This is a genomic window from Microbacterium sp. USHLN272 (genome assembly GCF_037149655.1).
GTDB classification, from domain to species: Bacteria; Actinomycetota; Actinomycetes; order Actinomycetales; family Microbacteriaceae; genus Microbacterium; species Microbacterium galbinum.
In genome coordinates this window covers 111,412-126,558 of the sequence record NZ_JBBCRA010000001.1, presented here as the reverse complement: position 1 = coordinate 126,558, position 15,147 = coordinate 111,412, and the positions used below count along the sequence as shown (strand labels likewise).

Below are 15,147 nucleotides of genomic sequence, written 5' to 3'. Positions count from 1 at the left end.
TCCTGTTTCCGTGTTCGTGCTTCGAATCTACCGGCGACCGCGCAGCCTCCAGGCCGTTGTTCGCCGTCGGCATATCAGCGTGGCGGGTCGACCAGTTCGCGGGCGTATCCGGTGACCGAGCGCGTGTACCGCGGCAGGTGCGGCGCGAGCGCCTCCAGCGCGATGGCGGCACCGCGCACGGGATCGCCGCTCGACACCAGTGCGAGGGCATAGAAGGCCGACGCCGCATCGCCGAACGCGCCGCCTCGCTCCCGCTCGGCCCGGAGCATGTCCAGCGCCTCGTCGGTGTGCCCGAGGTTCCGCAGCGTGCTCGCGAGCTGGATGACGGCCTGGGGCCGATGCTCCTCGTCGAGACCTTCGGCGAGAGCACGTCGGTAGAGCACCTCGGCCTCCGCCTCGATACCGGCGGAGTCACGGGCCCCCGCCCGCTCGAACAGAGCACGGGCATCGTCGTCGCTCCGCTCCGCCGCGAGAGCGTCGATACGCGTGATTCGCTCCGCATCGGTCAGGGCGTCGTCCGCCCACACGGCATCGATCCGCGTGTCCCAGTCATCCATCGGTTACTCCGTCGCTGATGAGAAAGGGGCGGATGCCGCAGCATCCGCCCCTTTCATCGTGATCGTGAGATCACTCGGCCTTGTCGGCCGCCTTCTTGGCCGGGGCCTTCTTGGCGGCGGGCTTCTTCGCAGCCGGCTTCTCGTCGGCGTCGGCATCGGCCGCCTTCTTGGCGGGAGCCTTCTTCGCCGGAGCCTTCTTCTCGGCGGGAGCCTCCTCGGCTTCCGCTGCCTCTGCCTCGTCATCGGTCACGATGAAGTCCGACAGATCGACCGGCTTGCCGTTGGTGTCGACGACCTTGACCTTGCCCAGGGCGACGGCCAGCGCCTTGTTGCGCGCGACCTCTCCGACGAGGGCGGGGAGCTGGTTCGACGACTGCAGAGCCTCGACGAACTCCTGCGGGGCCATGCCGTACTGCGCAGCGGACTGCACGAGGTACTGGCTGAGCTCCTCCTGCGAGACCTGCACGTCGGCCTGCTCGGCGATCGTGTCGAGCAGCACCTGCGTGCGGAACTGCTTCTCGCTCGCCTCGGTGACCTCGGCACGGTGGACGTCGTCCTCGAGGCGGTTCTCGCCCTCGAGGTGGTTGTGCACCTCATCCTCGATGAGCTGCGGCGGAACCGGGATCTCGATCTGCTCGAGCAGCGTCTCGACGAGCTTGTCGCGCGCGGCCGACCCCTGGGTGAAGACGCCCTGCTGCGACACGCGCTCGGCGAGGCTGGCACGCAGCTCGGCGATCGTGTCGAACTCGCTCGCGATCTGCGCGAAGTCGTCGTCGGCCTCGGGGAGCTCGCGCTCCTTGACGGCCTTGACGGTCACGGCGACCTCTGCCTCGGAACCGGCGTGGTCGCCGCCCACGAGAGCCGAACGGAAGGTGGTGTCCTCACCGGCGGTGAGCGACTCGATCGCGTCGTCGATGCCCTCGAGCAGCTCGCCCGAGCCGACCTCGTAGGACACGCCCTCGGCGCGGTCGATCTCGGCGCCGTCGATGGTAGCGACCAGGTCGAGCTCGACGAAGTCGCCCTTCGCTGCGGGGCGGTCCACCGGGACCAGCGTGCCGAAGCGCGCGCGCATGTTCTCGAGCTCGGCATCGAGAGCGGCGTCATCCGCCTCGACAGCGTCGACAGTGAGGGTGATGCCCTCGTAGGAGGGGAGCTCGATCTCGGGGTGCACGTCGACCTCGACGTCGACGAGCAGGTCGCCGGAGAAGTCCTTCTCGCTCGGCCACTGGGTGATGTCGGCCGACGGACGACCGACGATGCGCAGCTTGTGCTCGGCGCTCGCCTCGCGGAAGAACTTGTCGAGACCCTCGTTGACCGCGTGCTCGATGACGGCACCGCGGCCGACGCGCTGGTCGATGATGGGAGCAGGGACCTTGCCCTTGCGGAAGCCGGGGATCTGGACGTCCTGAGCGATGTGCTCGTAGGCGTGAGCGATGCTCGGCTTGAGGTCGTCCGGGGTGACCGTGATGGTGAGCTTGACCCGGGTCGGGGTCAGCTTCTCGACGGTGCTGTTCGCCATGCTTGTGTGTCTCCTTGTGATTTCCGCGGTGCACCGCGGCCGTGAGCCTTGGGGGCCGTGTCGGGGCGACAGGAGTTGAACCTGCGACCTCCCGCTCCCAAAGCGGGCGCTCTACCAAACTGAGCTACGCCCCGGGGAATCCGCACGCAGATTCAGCCCCACCGAGTCTAACGGACAGGAGCATGCCTCAGAGTCCGGTATAGTCGATGAGTCGGCAACCGAGCTTCCAGGCTCGTTTCCGGGGCTGTAGCTTAGTGGTAAAGCCTTAGTCTTCCAAACTAATGATGCGGGTTCGATTCCCGTCAGCCCCTCCATATCACGAAGGCCCTCGTCGCGAGACGAGGGCCTTCGTCGTCCGCGGCATCTCCTAGACTCGAGGGCATATCCACGTGGTGCCACGACGAGGGGGATGCCGGTGAGCGACGGGAATCGACCTCCGAACGGGCTTGCCCCCGCGAACGGCCACCACCATCTCCCGTTCCGGTTCTCCGGCGGAACCGAGGCGGTCGTCCGTCGCCGCCGCTCCGCACCGAAGGCCCTCGTCTTCGGAATCGTCGGAGCAGCCCTCGCCGTCGGGGCGTTCACGACGGTTCACATCGGCGCCAATCTCCGCTTCGATGATGCGGCCGATTCGTACCAGGCGATCCGCACCGACACGATCTCTGCGCGCACGGCGCTCGACTCCGGTGTCGACGGGCTGACCGCGACCACCACCTCCGCCGATCAGCTGATCGCTGCCGACACCGGCGTGTTGATGGACGGTATCCCGCTCGACGATCTCACCACGGCGATCGCTGACGCGAAGGACGAGACCGCGACCGCCCAGGAGCTGACGGCGCAGGACCCGCCGCGACTCGGTGAGAAGCCGGGGTGGTTCTGGGAGCTGTTCGGCACTGCGGATCTTCTCGATGCGCAGGCCGACGACGCCGACGCGCTCCTGACCGAACTCGACGCGCAGCTCCCCGTGGTGGAACAGGCCGACGCCGCGATGGTCGACGCCGCCAGCACGATCGTCACCGGTGCCGCCGCCGCAGTTCCCGCTTTCGAAGCCGCGCATCTCTCCGCGAAGAACCTCGACATCATCTCGATGCGCACGGCCGCCGAGGACATCGCTCCTCTCACGACGCTCGACGAGGATGCCGTGGCTCGCTTCACCGCACTCCAGGCGTCCGCCGCCCAGGTCGTCGTCTCTCAGGATGCGGAGATGGCGGAGAAGGCCGGCCCGCTGCTCGGCGCCCGGCTCGAGATCGAGGCGTTCGCTCGTTCGCTCGCCCCGGGCGTGCTGCTCGAGTTCGACTGGGCCCCGATCGTGAACGGTGCGGGCGACAACGGGAGCATGGGCGGCTACACGACCTGGTGGTGGGACGAGCCCGACCGCTCCGTGATCCTGCTGTCGAACTCGGTCGCCGAGCAGTGGCCTGCCGATCGGAGCAGGGCGCTCGTCGCGCATGAGGTCGGCCACGCGATCAGCGTGAAGTGCGAGGACATGTACGACTCCTCCACCCAGGACAGCATCGAGAAGTGGGCGACCGCCTGGGCGATCAGCATGGGATTCTCCGATGATGCGAACGGCGTCTGGGCCTACGGCTACCCGCCGGAGAGCTACATTGCCGCGGCCGCCGGTTGCCGCTGACGCTGCGGCGCGGGGCGAGAGACGACGAAGCCCCCGCGATTCGATCGCGGGGGCTTCGTGATGTCTGTCTGCGGAACTACTGCCCGCGACGCTCGCGCAGCTGAGTGAGCGCATCGTCGAGGAGCTGGACGGCCTCCTCGTCGGTGCGACGCTCCTTCACGTAGGCGAGGTGCGTCTTGTAGGGCTCCGTCTTCGCCAGCGCAGGCGGGTTCTCACGATCGCGCCCGGCCGGCAGACCGGACTGCGGGTGATCGATCGTGTCGGGAATCTCCTCTTCGGGCAGGCCTGCCGCGAAGTAGCGAACCGTCTCGTTGCCGAGGCCGTCCCAGTACGAGACTGCGATGCGGTCGGCGTGGTAACCGTGGTCCTGCTCGCCCATGGGGCCGGAGCCGACGCGGGTGCCACGAATGGCGTTGCCACCGGTAGCCATCAGATCACCTCGAACTTCGTGATGAGTCCCAGCGCGACGATCGCCACGAACCAGGCCAATGCCAGAACGACCGTGAAGCGGTTCAGGTTGCGCTCGGCGAGACCGGACGAGCCGACAGCCGAGGACATCCCTCCACCGAACATGTCGGAGAGGCCGCCACCGCGACCCTTGTGAAGAAGGATGAGAAGGGTCAGCAGAACGCTGGTGATGCCCAGCACGACCTGCAGGACGAACTCGAGAATTGCCACGAGGAAGAGCCTTTCGCTGGGGCAGGAGTGCCCCCGTAACGGTCAAGTATACGGTGCAGCGGGGCCGAAGCCCCGCTGCACTCACACTCCGACGTGCTTCTCGAAGCGGATGATCGCAGCGAACTCGTCCACGACGAGGCTCGCGCCGCCGACCAGTGCACCATCGACGTCGGGCTCGCGCATGAAGCTCGCGATGTTCGCGGACTTCACCGAACCGCCGTAGAGGATGCGCGTGCGGGCGGCCGCATCGTCGCCGAGGACCTTCGCGACGACACCGCGCAGCGCGGCGCAGACATCCTGCGCCTGCTGCGGCGTCGCGGCCTGTCCGGAGCCGATGGCCCAGACGGGCTCATATGCCACGACGATGTCGGCGGATGCCGGCACGTTCTGCAGCGCGACCTCGAGCTGACCGGCCGGAACGGCGCTGGCGCCGAACTTCTCGAGGTCCTCCGCGGTCTCGCCGACGCAGATCACCGGCACGAGACCGTGCTTGAGCGTCGCCTGCACCTTGGCCGCGACGACCTCGTCGGTCTCAGCGTGATACTCACGACGCTCCGAGTGGCCGAGGATGACGTACTTCGCATCCAGCTTGGCGAGGAACGCACCGGAGATCTCACCGGTGTACGCACCCGAGTCGTGCGCCGAGACGTCCTGCGCGCCCAGGGCGAACGGGATCTTGTCGGCGTCGATCAGCGTCTGCACGCTGCGGATGTCGGTGAAGGGCGGGAACACCGCGACCTCCACGGAGCCATCCTCGTGCTTGGCGTCCTTCAGCGTCCAGTGCAGCTTCTGCACGAACGCGACCGCCTGCAGGTGGTCGAGGTTCATCTTCCAGTTTCCCGCGATCAGCGGGGTGCGGGCGTTCAGGCCCATCCGAGCACCTCCAGGCCGGGTAGTTTCTTTCCCTCGAGGAACTCGAGGCTGGCGCCGCCGCCGGTCGAGATGTGGCCGAAGCGGTCATCGGCGAATCCGAGCTGCCGCACGGCCGCCGCGGAGTCTCCCCCACCGACCACGCTGAGCCCGTCCACCTCGGTCAACGCCTGCGCGACGGTCTTCGTACCGTTCGCGAAAGCGGGGAACTCGAACACGCCCATCGGGCCGTTCCAGAACACCGTCTTCGATCCCCGGATGACCTCCGCGAACCGTGCAGCGGTCTCGGGACCGATGTCGAGGCCGATGCCCGACGAACCGAACGCCGTCGACTCGATCGCATCGGCGGCCGTGATCTCGTGCGCCGCGTCTGCGGAGAACGAGGCAGCCACGACCACGTCGGTCGGGAGCACGAGCTCCACGCCGCGCTTCTCGGCCTCCGCGATGTAGCCGCGCACGGTGTCGAGCTGATCTTCTTCCAGAAGACTCGAGGCCACGTCGTGGCCCTGCGCCTTGAGGAAGGTGAACAGCATGCCGCCACCGACGAGGATCCGATCGACGCGCGGCAGCAGGTGCGAGATGACGCCCAGCTTGTCGCTGACCTTCGACCCGCCGAGCACGACCGCGTACGGGCGCTCGGGGTTTTCCGTGAGGCGATCGAGCACGTCGAGCTCGGTCGCGATCAGCAGACCGGCGGCCGAGGGCAGGATCTCTGCGAGGTCGTAGACGCTCGCCTGCTTGCGGTGCACGACACCGAAGCCGTCGGAGACGAGGACGTCGCCCAGCTCCGCCAGCTCGGCCGCGAACGCAGCACGGGTCGCGTCGTCCTTCGAGGTCTCCCCCGGGTTGAAACGCAGGTTCTCGATCACGACGACGTCGCCGTTCTCGAGCGACTCCACGGCATCCTTCGCGGACTCGCCGACCGTGTCACGCGCGAAGGCGACCGGCTTGCCGAGCAGCTCGGACAGTCGCTGAGCGACCGGCTCGAGGCTGTACTGGGGGTCGGGCGCGCCGTCGGGGCGTCCGAGGTGCGAGCACACGACGACGCGGGCGCCGGCGTTGATGAGGGCGTTGAGGGTCGGCAACGAGGCGCGTACACGGCCATCGTCCGTTATGACCCCGTCCCGCAGGGGGACGTTCAGGTCACAACGGACGATGACGCGCTTGCCCTCGAGCGAACCCAGTGAGTCCAGGGTGCGCAGAGTCATGGGGCGATGCTCAGAGACGCTCTGCCACGTACTCGGTCAGGTCGACGAGACGGTTGGAGTAGCCCCACTCGTTGTCGTACCAGCTGGAGAGCTTGACCTGGTTGCCGATGACGCGGAGCAGGCCGGCGTCGAAGATCGACGAGTGCGGGTCGGTGACGATGTCGCTCGAGACGATCTCGTCCTCCGTGTACTTGAGGATGCCCTTGAGGGGACCCTCGGCGGCAGCCTTGTACGCGGCCTTGATCTCGTCGACCGTGACCGGGGTCTTGGTCGTGATCGTGAGGTCGGTGATCGAGCCGGTCGGCACCGGCACGCGCAGCGCGAAGCCGTCAAGCTTGCCCTTGAGCTCCGGGAGGACAAGGCCGATGGCCTTCGCCGCACCCGTGGAGGTCGGGACGATGTTGATCGCTGCCGCGCGAGCACGGCGCAGGTCGCTGTGCGGGCCGTCCTGCAGGTTCTGGTCGGCCGTGTAGGCGTGGACCGTCGTCATGAGGCCGGTCTCGATGCCGAACGCGTCGTTGAACACCTTGGCGAGCGGCGCGAGGCAGTTCGTGGTGCAGGAGGCGTTCGAGATGATGTGGTCGGTCGCCGGGTTGTAGGTGTCCTCGTTCACGCCCATCACGATGGTCGCGTCGTCACCCGTGGCGGGAGCCGAGATGAGAACCTTCTTGGCGCCGGCGTCGATGTGCTTCTTCGCGAGCTCCGCCTTGGTGAAGAAGCCGGTCGACTCGATGACGATGTCGACACCCAGCTCGCCCCACGGGAGGTTGGCGGGGTCGCGCTCGGCGAAAGCCTTGATGACGTTGCCGTTGACGGTGATGCTGTTCTCGTCGTAGCTCACCTCGGCGTCGAGGCGACCGGTGATCGAGTCGTACTTCAGCAGGTGCGCCAGGGTCTTGTTGTCGGTGAGGTCGTTGACCGCGACGATTTCGATGTCTGCTCCCTGCGCGAGAGCCGCGCGGAAGTAGTTGCGTCCGATACGGCCGAAGCCGTTGATACCGATCTTGACAGACACTCAGGTCTCCTGATTTCTCGTGCGCTTGCGCGCGGTTTCTACTAGAGAAGCGTGGACAACGGCGTCCCGACGGGCGAATCGTCCGTCGGGACGCCCGTCTTGTTTACGACAGTACCAGCAGGCCAGCGGTCTTCTCGCGGGCCACCTCGAAGCGCTGGGCGACGTTCTCCCAGTTGGCGATGTTCCACGCGGCCTTGACGTAGTCGGCCTTCACGTTGAGGTAGTCGAGGTAGAAGGCGTGCTCCCACATGTCGAGCTGGAACAGCGGAACGGTGCCCTGCGCGGTGTTCGCCTGCTGGTCGAACAGCTGCTGGATGATCAGGCGGGCGCCGATCGGGTCCCAGCTCAGCACGGCCCAGCCGGAACCCTGGATGCCGGTGGCCGCCGCCGTGAAGTGAGCCTGGAACTTCTCGAACGAACCGAAGTACTCGTCGATCGCAGCCTTCAGCTCGCCCTCGGGCTGGCCGCCGCCGTTCGGCGAGAGGTTGGTCCAGAAGATCGAGTGGTTGACGTGCCCACCGAGGTTGAACGCGAGGTCCTTCTCGAGCTTGTTGACGTTCGCGAGGTTTCCGCTGTCGCGCGCCTCGGCGAGCTGCTCGAGCGCGGTGTTCGCACCGGTCACGTACGCCTGGTGGTGCTTGTCATGGTGCAGCTCCATGATCTTTCCACTGATGTGCGGCTCGAGAGCTGCGAAGTCGTAGGGGAGGTCGGGGAGCGTGTAGGTCGCCATATCGCTTTCATCCAATCCGCGCCGCGCCGCGGCGCTTGCCGATCCTCCGCGCCGCCGAGATGCGGCGAGGAGCGGACGTAACTCATCCTACTGACGCCAACGCCCGACGGCATCGGATCCTTCCGCTGAATGACGAAGAGAGCCGACCCTTGACAGGGCCGGCTCTCTTGTGTGCGAGGAACGGGTCAGACGTCGAGCCCGGCGGGCACCGCCGCCTCGGTCCCGGGGATCCCGTCGTGCTGCGCCTTCTTGTCGGCCATCGCCAGAAGACGACGGATGCGACCGGCGACGGCATCCTTCGTCAGCGGCGGATCGGCATGGTGTCCGAGTTCGTCGAGACTCGCATCGCGGTGTGCGAGACGCAGCTCCCCCGCCACGCGGAGGTGGTCGGGGACCTCGTCGGCGAGGATCTGGAGCGCGCGCTCGACGCGCGCGCAGGCGGCGACGGCGGCCTGCGCCGAACGACGCAGGTTCGCGTCGTCGAAGTTGACGAGACGGTTGACGCCGGCGCGCACCTCGCGACGCTGGCGCAGTTCCTCCCAGGCCACGGCGGTGCGGTGGGCACCCATCTCGCTGAGGATGGCACGGATCGCCTCACCCTCGCGCACGACCACGCGCGGCATTCCGCGGACTTCGCGGGCCTTCGCGGCGACGCCCAGGCGATGCGCGGCACCGACGAGCGCCATCGCGGCCTCCGACGACGGGCAGACGACTTCGAGCATGGCGGAGCGGCCGGGTTCACTGAGCGAGCCGGCGGCGAGGAACGCCCCGCGCCAGAGACCGGCGAGCTCCGAGCGCGAACCGGTCGTCAGGCGGTTCGGGAGTCCGCGCACCGGACGACGACGCTGATCCAGGAGACCGGTCTGACGGGCGAGGGTCTCCCCCGAGTCGATGACGCGCACGGCCCATCGGGCGCCTTCATTGGCGGTGCTGGACTGCACCTGGGCGATCTCGGGACGAACGCCGTAGATCTCGGCGAGATCCCGGGCCACGCGACGCGCGAGGGTCTCGGCATCCACTTCCGCTTCGACGGCCACCCGGCCGGCGATCGAGTGCAGGCCGCCGGCGAACCGCAGGATGGCGGTCACCTCCGCGACTCGCACCGTCGGGGGTGCATTTCGGATGCTGACCAGCTCGGCCTTGACGTCGGTGGTGAGTGCCACGGGACTCCTTCTACGTTCACGCGCCGGGTCGCGACGCAAACGTCCAGCTTACCGGCTGGGCGCTCCCCTACTCGCGCCCGAGGTCGCGATGACGGACGTTGACGGCCACCCCGGGGATCGCCGCGAGACGCCGAGCGAGCTCCTCCGACATGGCGACGGAGCGGTGCTTGCCTCCGGTGCAGCCGATCGCGATGGTGGAGTGGCTCTTGTTCTCGCGCTGATACCCCTCGAGCACCGGAGTGAGAGCCGCAGCGTAGGCCTCGAGGAACTCCCCCGCCCCCTCGCGAGACAGCACGTACTCGCGCACGGGCTCGTCCTGCCCGGTGAGACCGCGCAATTCCTCGTTCCAGAACGGGTTCGGCAGGAATCGCATATCGGCCACGAGATCGACGTCGGTCGGCAGTCCGTACTTGAACCCGAAGCTGAGCAGCGTCACGCGATGACGAGCCTGCCCCTCTTCGGAGAACAACTCCGAGACCTGTGTCGCCAACTGGTGGATGTTCAGTGTCGAGGTATCGATCACCATGTCGGCGGACTCGTGGATCGGCGCGAGTCGGGCGCGTTCGCGCCGGATGCCGTCGAGGAGCGTGCCGTCGTTCTGGAGCGGGTGCGGCCGGCGGACGGCTTCGAAGCGCCGGACGAGCACGTCATCGGACGCTTCGAGGAACAGCACCCGCACGGAGCCGCGCGAGCGGAGCAGGCGCGCGACCTCCGGGAAGTCGTCGAAGAGGCTGCGTCCGCGCACATCGACGACGGCTGCGACCTTGGGCAGGGCATCCCCGCCCATGTCGGTGAGGTCGATCAGCGGTCGCAGGATCTGCGGCGGGAGATTGTCGACGACATACCAGCCGAGGTCTTCGAGGGCGTTCGCCACCGTCGTCCGGCCTGCACCGGACATACCTGTGACGATGAGGAACTCGCCCTTCTCGGACTCGGTCATCTCTCGCTCATCCCTTTCGCCTGGGACACCAGCCTATCGAGTGGCGAGGTGCGTGTGGATGTTCTGCGCCAGCACCGGTCCGATGCCCTGCACCTCCTCGATCTGTCCCGGCTCGGCCGCCCGCAGAGCCGTCACGGATCCGAAGTGCTTGAGCAGTACCTTGATGCGAGCGGCGCCGAGCCCGGGGACCTCGGCGAGCACCGTGGTGATGTCGTTGCGGCGCTTCTTGCGCTGATGGACGATCGCGAACCGATGCGCCTCGTCGCGCAGGCGCTGGAGCAGGTAGAGCGCCTCGCTCGTGCGCGGGAGGATCACGGGGAAATCCTCGCCGGGAAGCCAGACCTCCTCGAGGCGCTTCGCGATGCCGCACACGCTGATCTCCGGGTGCCCCGCATCGCGCAGAGCACGCGCGGCCGCTTCGACCTGGGGCTTGCCGCCGTCCACGAGGAGCAACTGCGGCCGATAGGCGAAGCGCGGCTTCTTGCGACCGGGCTCGCCCTCGACCTCTCCCTCGACGCCGTCGAGCAGCGGGTCGCTCACGACGACCGGGTCCGGGCGGTCGAGATACGCCAGTCGACGGCGCAGGACCTGGTACATCGAGTCGGTGTCATCCGTGGTCTCGGCGATGCCGAAGGAGCGGTACTGGTCCTTGCGCGGGAGGCCGTCTTCGAAGACCACCATCGAGGCTACGACGTTCGTCCCGCCCAGATGCGAGATGTCGAAGCACTCGATGCGCAGCGGAGCCTCGTCCATGCCGAGAGCTTCCTGCAGGTCGGTGAGCGCCTGCGTTCGAGCCACGTAGTCGCTGGTGCGCCGCGTCTTGTAACGGATGAGCGCTTGCTGCGCGTTCAGCGTGGCGGTGCGCATGAGATCCGCGCGCTGGCCACGCTGGGCGACGGCGATCTCGACCTTCTTGCCGCGACGCTCGCGGAGCCACTCCTCCATCTCGGGAGCGTCGTCCGGCAGCGAGGGCACCAGGATCCGCCGTGGCACGTCGGCGGCATCGCCGTAGGCACGCTGGAGCACCTGATCGACCAACTCGGCACCCGAGATGTCGATCTCCTTCTCGATCGTCATCGCCCGGACGCCGCGCACACGACCCCCACGGATCACGAAGTGCTGAACCGCCGCGGCGAGCTCGTCCTCGGCGATGCCGAAGAGGTCGGCGTCCTCATCGGACGCCAGCACGAGGGCGCTCTTCCCGAGCACCGCCTCGATCGCGGAGAGCTTGTCGCGGTACTTGGCCGCCGCTTCGTAGTCCATGGCCGCGGAGGCATCGAGCATCCGCTTGCGGAGGTCGCGAGTGAATCGCTCGTCGCCTCCGGCCATGAACGCCACGAAGTCGTTCACCATCGCGCGGTGCTCCTCGATGGTCACCGTCATCGAGCACGGCCCGCCGCACTTGCCGATCTGCCCGGGGAAACAGGGGCGTCCCGTCTGCATGGCGCGCTTGTAACTCGCGTCGCTGCAGGTGCGGATCGGAAACGCCTTGATCATCAGGTCGATCGTCTCGTGCACCGCCCAGACCTTCGGATACGGGCCGAAGTACCGCGCCCCCGGAATCCTGCGATTTCGGGTGACGAGCACGCGCGGCGCCTCGTCGCCGAGGGTCACCGCCATGAACGGGTAGGACTTGTCGTCCTTGTAGCGGACGTTGAACGGCGGATCGAACTCCTTGATCCACATGTACTCGAGCTGCAGTGAATCGACATCGGTCGAGACGACGGTCCATTCGACCGAGGAGGCGGTCGTGACCATGCGCCGAGTGCGCTCATGGAGCGTGCGCAACGGCGCGAAGTAGTTCGAGAGCCGCTGGCGGAGGTTCTTCGCCTTCCCGACGTAGAGCACCCGCCCATCGGCGTCACGGAAACGGTACACACCGGGATCGGTCGGGATCTCTCCCGGCCGCGGCTTGTACGGCAGCACATCGGCCATCAGCTGGCCTTGCGCGCGGCGCGCCCATCCCCGAGGATCTCGGCGAGGAACTGCCCGGTGTGACTCTCCTCCACCCGGGCGATCTGCTCCGGGGTGCCCGTCGCCAGGATCTCGCCACCGCCGGAACCACCCTCGGGACCGAGGTCGATGACCCAGTCGGCGGACTTGATGACGTCGAGGTTGTGCTCGATGACGATCACGGTGTTGCCCTTGTCGACGAGTCCGTTCAGCACTTCGAGGAGCTTGCGCACGTCCTCGAAGTGCAGACCGGTGGTCGGCTCGTCGAGCACGTAGATGCTTCGACCGTTGCTGCGGCGCTGGAGCTCGGTGGCGAGTTTCACGCGCTGCGCCTCTCCGCCGGAGAGCGTCGTGGCCGACTGGCCCAGGCGCACGTATCCGAGTCCCACGTCGACCAAGGTCTTCATGTAGCGGTGGATCGCCTGAATGGGCTCGAAGAACTCAGCGGCCTCTTCGATCGGCATCTCGAGGACCTCGGCGATGTTCTTCCCCTTGTAGTGCACGGCGAGCGTGTCGCGGTTGTACCGCTTGCCGTGGCACACCTCGCAGTCCACGTACACGTCGGGGAGGAAGTTCATCTCGATCTTGATCGTGCCGTCGCCCGAGCACGCCTCGCAGCGGCCGCCCTTGACGTTGAAGCTGAAGCGACCCGGCTGGTAGCCGCGCACCTTGGCCTCGGGGGTCTCGCTGAAGAGCGAACGGATGCGGTCGAAGACACCCGTGTAGGTCGCCGGGTTCGAGCGCGGCGTGCGGCCGATCGGCGCCTGATCGACGTGCACCACCTTGTCGAGATTGTCGAGACCGGTCACGCGGGTGTGCTTGCCGGGCACGGTGCGGGCACCGTTCAGCCGGGACGCGAGCACCTGGTAGAGGATGTCGTTGACCAGCGACGACTTGCCCGAGCCGCTGACGCCGGTGACGGCCGTGAGTACACCGAGCGGGAAGCTCGCATCGACGTTCTTGAGGTTGTTCTCGCGAGCCCCGATCACGTTGAGCATGCGCTTGCGGTCGAGTTTGCGCCGCTTGGTCGGCGTCGGGATCTCACGACGACCGGAGAGGTACTCCCCCGTCATCGACGATCGGTCGTCGAGCAGAGCCTCATAGGGACCCGAGTGCACGACCTCGCCACCGTTGACACCGGCCCCCGGGCCGATGTCGACCACCCAGTCGGCCGCCTCGATCGTCTCCTCATCGTGCTCCACCACGATGAGTGTGTTGCCCAGGTCGCGCAGCTTGAGCAGGGTGTTGATCAGACGCCGGTTGTCGCGCTGGTGGAGGCCGATGGACGGCTCGTCGAGCACGTAGAGCACACCGGTCAGACCCGATCCGATCTGCGTCGCCAGCCGGATGCGCTGCGCCTCACCGCCGGAGAGAGAACCGGCCGACCTGCTCAGGTTGAGGTACGAGAGCCCCACCTGAAGCAGGAAATCGAGTCGCAGACGGATCTCGCGCAGGACCTGAGCGGCGATCTTCGCCTCTCGCTCCGTGAGGGTCAGCGTCTGCATGAAGGACTGCGCATCGCTCAGGCTGAGGTGCGAGACCTCGGCGATGGAGTGGCCCTGCACCTGGACCGCGAGGACCTCCGGCTTCAAGCGATCGCCGTCGCAGACGGGGCACGGCACCTCGCGGAGGTACTCGCCCCACCGACCGCGCTGCGTGTCGGACTCGGCCTGCAGGTACTGCCGCTCGATGTAAGGGACGACGCCCTCGAACCCGGAGGCGTACCGCATCTCGCGCCCGTACCGGTTCTTCCACTTGACGGTGACCTTGTAGTTCTCGCCGCGCAGCACCGCGTCCTGGATGTCAGAGTGGAGCTCGCGCCAGGGGGTGTCGAGCGAGAAGTCGAGATCGCGGGACAGACCTTCGAGCAGGCGCTCGTAGTACTGGAAGAGACCCTTGCCCTGCGTCGTCCAGGGGATGATGACGCCTTCGCGGATCGAGAGATCCTCGTCGCCGAGCATCAGGTCGACATCGACCGACATGCGCGTGCCCAGCCCGGAGCACGCGGGGCAGGCGCCGAACGGTGCGTTGAACGAGAAGGTGCGGGGCTCGATCTCGGTCAGGCTGAGCGGGTGCCCGTTCGGGCAGGCGAGTTTCTCGGAGAAGGACTGCCACGCGTCGTCGCCCTCTTCGTCGACGAAATTGACCTGGACGACGCCTCCGGCAAGGCCCAGAGCCGTCTCGACGGAATCCGTCACGCGCCCGAGGATGTCATCCGACGCGACGAGGCGGTCGACGACCACGGCGATGTCGTGCTTGTAGCTCTTCTTGAGGGTGGGCGGCTCGGCGAGCTGGATGAGATCGCCGTCGACGATCGCACGGGAGTATCCCTTGGCGCCGAGCTCGCGGAAGAGGTCGACGAACTCGCCCTTCTTCTGCGACACGATCGGAGCGACGATCTGGTAGCGGGTACGCTCGGGCAGCTCCATGAGCTGATCGGCGATCTGCTGCACGGTCTGCCGCTGGATCTTCTCGCCGCACTCGGGGCAGTGAGGAATGCCGATGCGCGCCCAGAGCAGTCGCATGTAGTCGTAGATCTCGGTGATCGTGCCGACCGTCGAGCGCGGGTTCCGGTTGGTCGACTTCTGGTCGATCGACACCGCCGGACTCAGCCCCTCGATGAAATCGACGTCGGGCCTGTCGACCTGACCGAGGAACTGGCGCGCGTAGGCGCTCAACGACTCGACATAACGGCGCTGCCCCTCTGCGAAGATCGTGTCGAACGCGAGACTGGACTTGCCGGACCCGGACAGGCCGGTGAACACGACGAGCGAGTCACGGGGAATGTCGATGTCGACGTTCTTGAGATTGTGCACGCGGGAACCGCGAACACTGAGTTTTCCGGGGGTGGCGACGGGGACGATAGGCACCGGACAAGTCT

At 67.2% G+C, this 15,147-nt stretch carries 13 protein-coding genes and 2 tRNA genes; 2 read left to right on the top strand and 13 right to left on the bottom strand.

Features of this window, described 5'->3' with window-relative positions; genetic code table 11:
- Window positions 1–74: 74 nt before the first annotated feature.
- From WFJ97_RS00620 to WFJ97_RS00610, 3 genes are all read right to left on the bottom strand, one after another.
- Window positions 75–557 carry a tetratricopeptide repeat protein gene (locus tag WFJ97_RS00620; protein WP_247622136.1) on the bottom strand — a complete coding sequence of 161 codons (483 nt, stop codon included), beginning with the start codon at window positions 555–557 and terminating at the stop codon, window positions 75–77.
- 70 nt (window positions 558–627) lie between these two features.
- Window positions 628–2,076 (bottom strand): trigger factor, encoded by a 1,449-nt coding sequence (gene tig / locus WFJ97_RS00615; RefSeq protein ID WP_336640132.1) that lies wholly within the window; start codon window positions 2,074–2,076, stop codon window positions 628–630.
- Window positions 2,077–2,136: 60 nt separating this feature from the next.
- Window positions 2,137–2,210: transfer RNA gene (locus tag WFJ97_RS00610), tRNA-Pro, on the bottom strand.
- A 106-nt stretch (window positions 2,211–2,316) separates the two neighbouring features.
- On the opposite strand from WFJ97_RS00610, the gene WFJ97_RS00605 reads away from it, so the two are divergent.
- A tRNA-Gly gene (locus WFJ97_RS00605) sits at window positions 2,317–2,390 on the top strand.
- Window positions 2,391–2,491: 101 nt separating this feature from the next.
- Window positions 2,492–3,709, top strand: a complete 1,218-nt coding sequence (locus tag WFJ97_RS00600) for a hypothetical protein (RefSeq protein WP_336640131.1) — start codon at window positions 2,492–2,494, stop codon at window positions 3,707–3,709.
- A gap of 76 nt (window positions 3,710–3,785) precedes the next feature.
- Here the strand turns inward: WFJ97_RS00600 and WFJ97_RS00595 are convergent, their stop codons facing one another.
- From WFJ97_RS00595 to uvrA, 10 genes are all read right to left on the bottom strand, one after another.
- Complete coding sequence (locus WFJ97_RS00595) at window positions 3,786–4,139, bottom strand: RNA polymerase-binding protein RbpA (RefSeq protein ID WP_247622133.1); 354 nt, start codon at window positions 4,137–4,139, stop codon at window positions 3,786–3,788.
- Window positions 4,139–4,387, bottom strand: coding sequence for a preprotein translocase subunit SecG (secG, locus tag WFJ97_RS00590; RefSeq protein WP_247622132.1), 249 nt, complete (start codon window positions 4,385–4,387; stop codon window positions 4,139–4,141). Before secG ends, WFJ97_RS00595 begins: the two co-directional genes overlap by 1 nt.
- Window positions 4,388–4,468: 81 nt before the next feature.
- Window positions 4,469–5,260, bottom strand: coding sequence for a triose-phosphate isomerase (gene tpiA, locus WFJ97_RS00585; protein WP_336640130.1), 792 nt, complete (start codon window positions 5,258–5,260; stop codon window positions 4,469–4,471).
- Complete coding sequence (locus WFJ97_RS00580) at window positions 5,251–6,465, bottom strand: phosphoglycerate kinase (protein ID WP_247622130.1); 1,215 nt, start codon at window positions 6,463–6,465, stop codon at window positions 5,251–5,253. Before WFJ97_RS00580 ends, tpiA begins: the two co-directional genes overlap by 10 nt.
- A gap of 10 nt (window positions 6,466–6,475) precedes the next feature.
- Window positions 6,476–7,480 (bottom strand): type I glyceraldehyde-3-phosphate dehydrogenase, encoded by a 1,005-nt coding sequence (gene gap, locus WFJ97_RS00575; RefSeq protein ID WP_247622129.1) that lies wholly within the window; start codon window positions 7,478–7,480, stop codon window positions 6,476–6,478.
- 103 nt (window positions 7,481–7,583) lie between these two features.
- On the bottom strand, window positions 7,584–8,210 hold the full coding sequence (locus WFJ97_RS00570) for a superoxide dismutase (protein ID WP_247622128.1): 627 nt from the start codon (window positions 8,208–8,210) through the stop codon (window positions 7,584–7,586).
- Between the two features lie 185 nt (window positions 8,211–8,395).
- A complete protein-coding gene (gene whiA / locus WFJ97_RS00565; protein ID WP_247622127.1) occupies window positions 8,396–9,373 on the bottom strand; it encodes a DNA-binding protein WhiA in 978 nt (325 codons plus the stop codon).
- A 67-nt stretch (window positions 9,374–9,440) separates the two neighbouring features.
- Window positions 9,441–10,313 carry an RNase adapter RapZ gene (gene rapZ, locus WFJ97_RS00560; RefSeq protein ID WP_247622126.1) on the bottom strand — a complete coding sequence of 291 codons (873 nt, stop codon included), beginning with the start codon at window positions 10,311–10,313 and terminating at the stop codon, window positions 9,441–9,443.
- A 33-nt stretch (window positions 10,314–10,346) separates the two neighbouring features.
- Window positions 10,347–12,248, bottom strand: coding sequence for an excinuclease ABC subunit UvrC (gene uvrC / locus WFJ97_RS00555; RefSeq protein WP_336640129.1), 1,902 nt, complete (start codon window positions 12,246–12,248; stop codon window positions 10,347–10,349).
- Window positions 12,248–15,136: an excinuclease ABC subunit UvrA gene (uvrA, locus tag WFJ97_RS00550; RefSeq protein ID WP_336640128.1), complete on the bottom strand. Its 2,889-nt coding sequence runs from the start codon at window positions 15,134–15,136 to the stop codon at window positions 12,248–12,250. Before uvrA ends, uvrC begins: the two co-directional genes overlap by 1 nt.
- Window positions 15,137–15,147 lie beyond the last annotated feature (11 nt).

Bases quoted from the DNA above. Each gene is read 5' to 3' on its own strand.
- WFJ97_RS00620 (WP_247622136.1), bottom strand. From the start codon at position 557: ATGGATGACTGGGACACGCGGATCGATGCCGTGTGGGCGGACGACGCC.
- tig (WP_336640132.1), bottom strand. From the start codon at position 2,076: ATGGCGAACAGCACCGTCGAGAAGCTGACCCCGACCCGGGTCAAGCTC.
- WFJ97_RS00595 (WP_247622133.1), bottom strand. From the start codon at position 4,139: ATGGCTACCGGTGGCAACGCCATTCGTGGCACCCGCGTCGGCTCCGGC.
- tpiA (WP_336640130.1), bottom strand. From the start codon at position 5,260: ATGGGCCTGAACGCCCGCACCCCGCTGATCGCGGGAAACTGGAAGATG.
- WFJ97_RS00580 (WP_247622130.1), bottom strand. From the start codon at position 6,465: ATGACTCTGCGCACCCTGGACTCACTGGGTTCGCTCGAGGGCAAGCGC.
- WFJ97_RS00570 (WP_247622128.1), bottom strand. From the start codon at position 8,210: ATGGCGACCTACACGCTCCCCGACCTCCCCTACGACTTCGCAGCTCTC.
- rapZ (WP_247622126.1), bottom strand. From the start codon at position 10,313: ATGACCGAGTCCGAGAAGGGCGAGTTCCTCATCGTCACAGGTATGTCC.
- uvrC (WP_336640129.1), bottom strand. From the start codon at position 12,248: ATGGCCGATGTGCTGCCGTACAAGCCGCGGCCGGGAGAGATCCCGACC.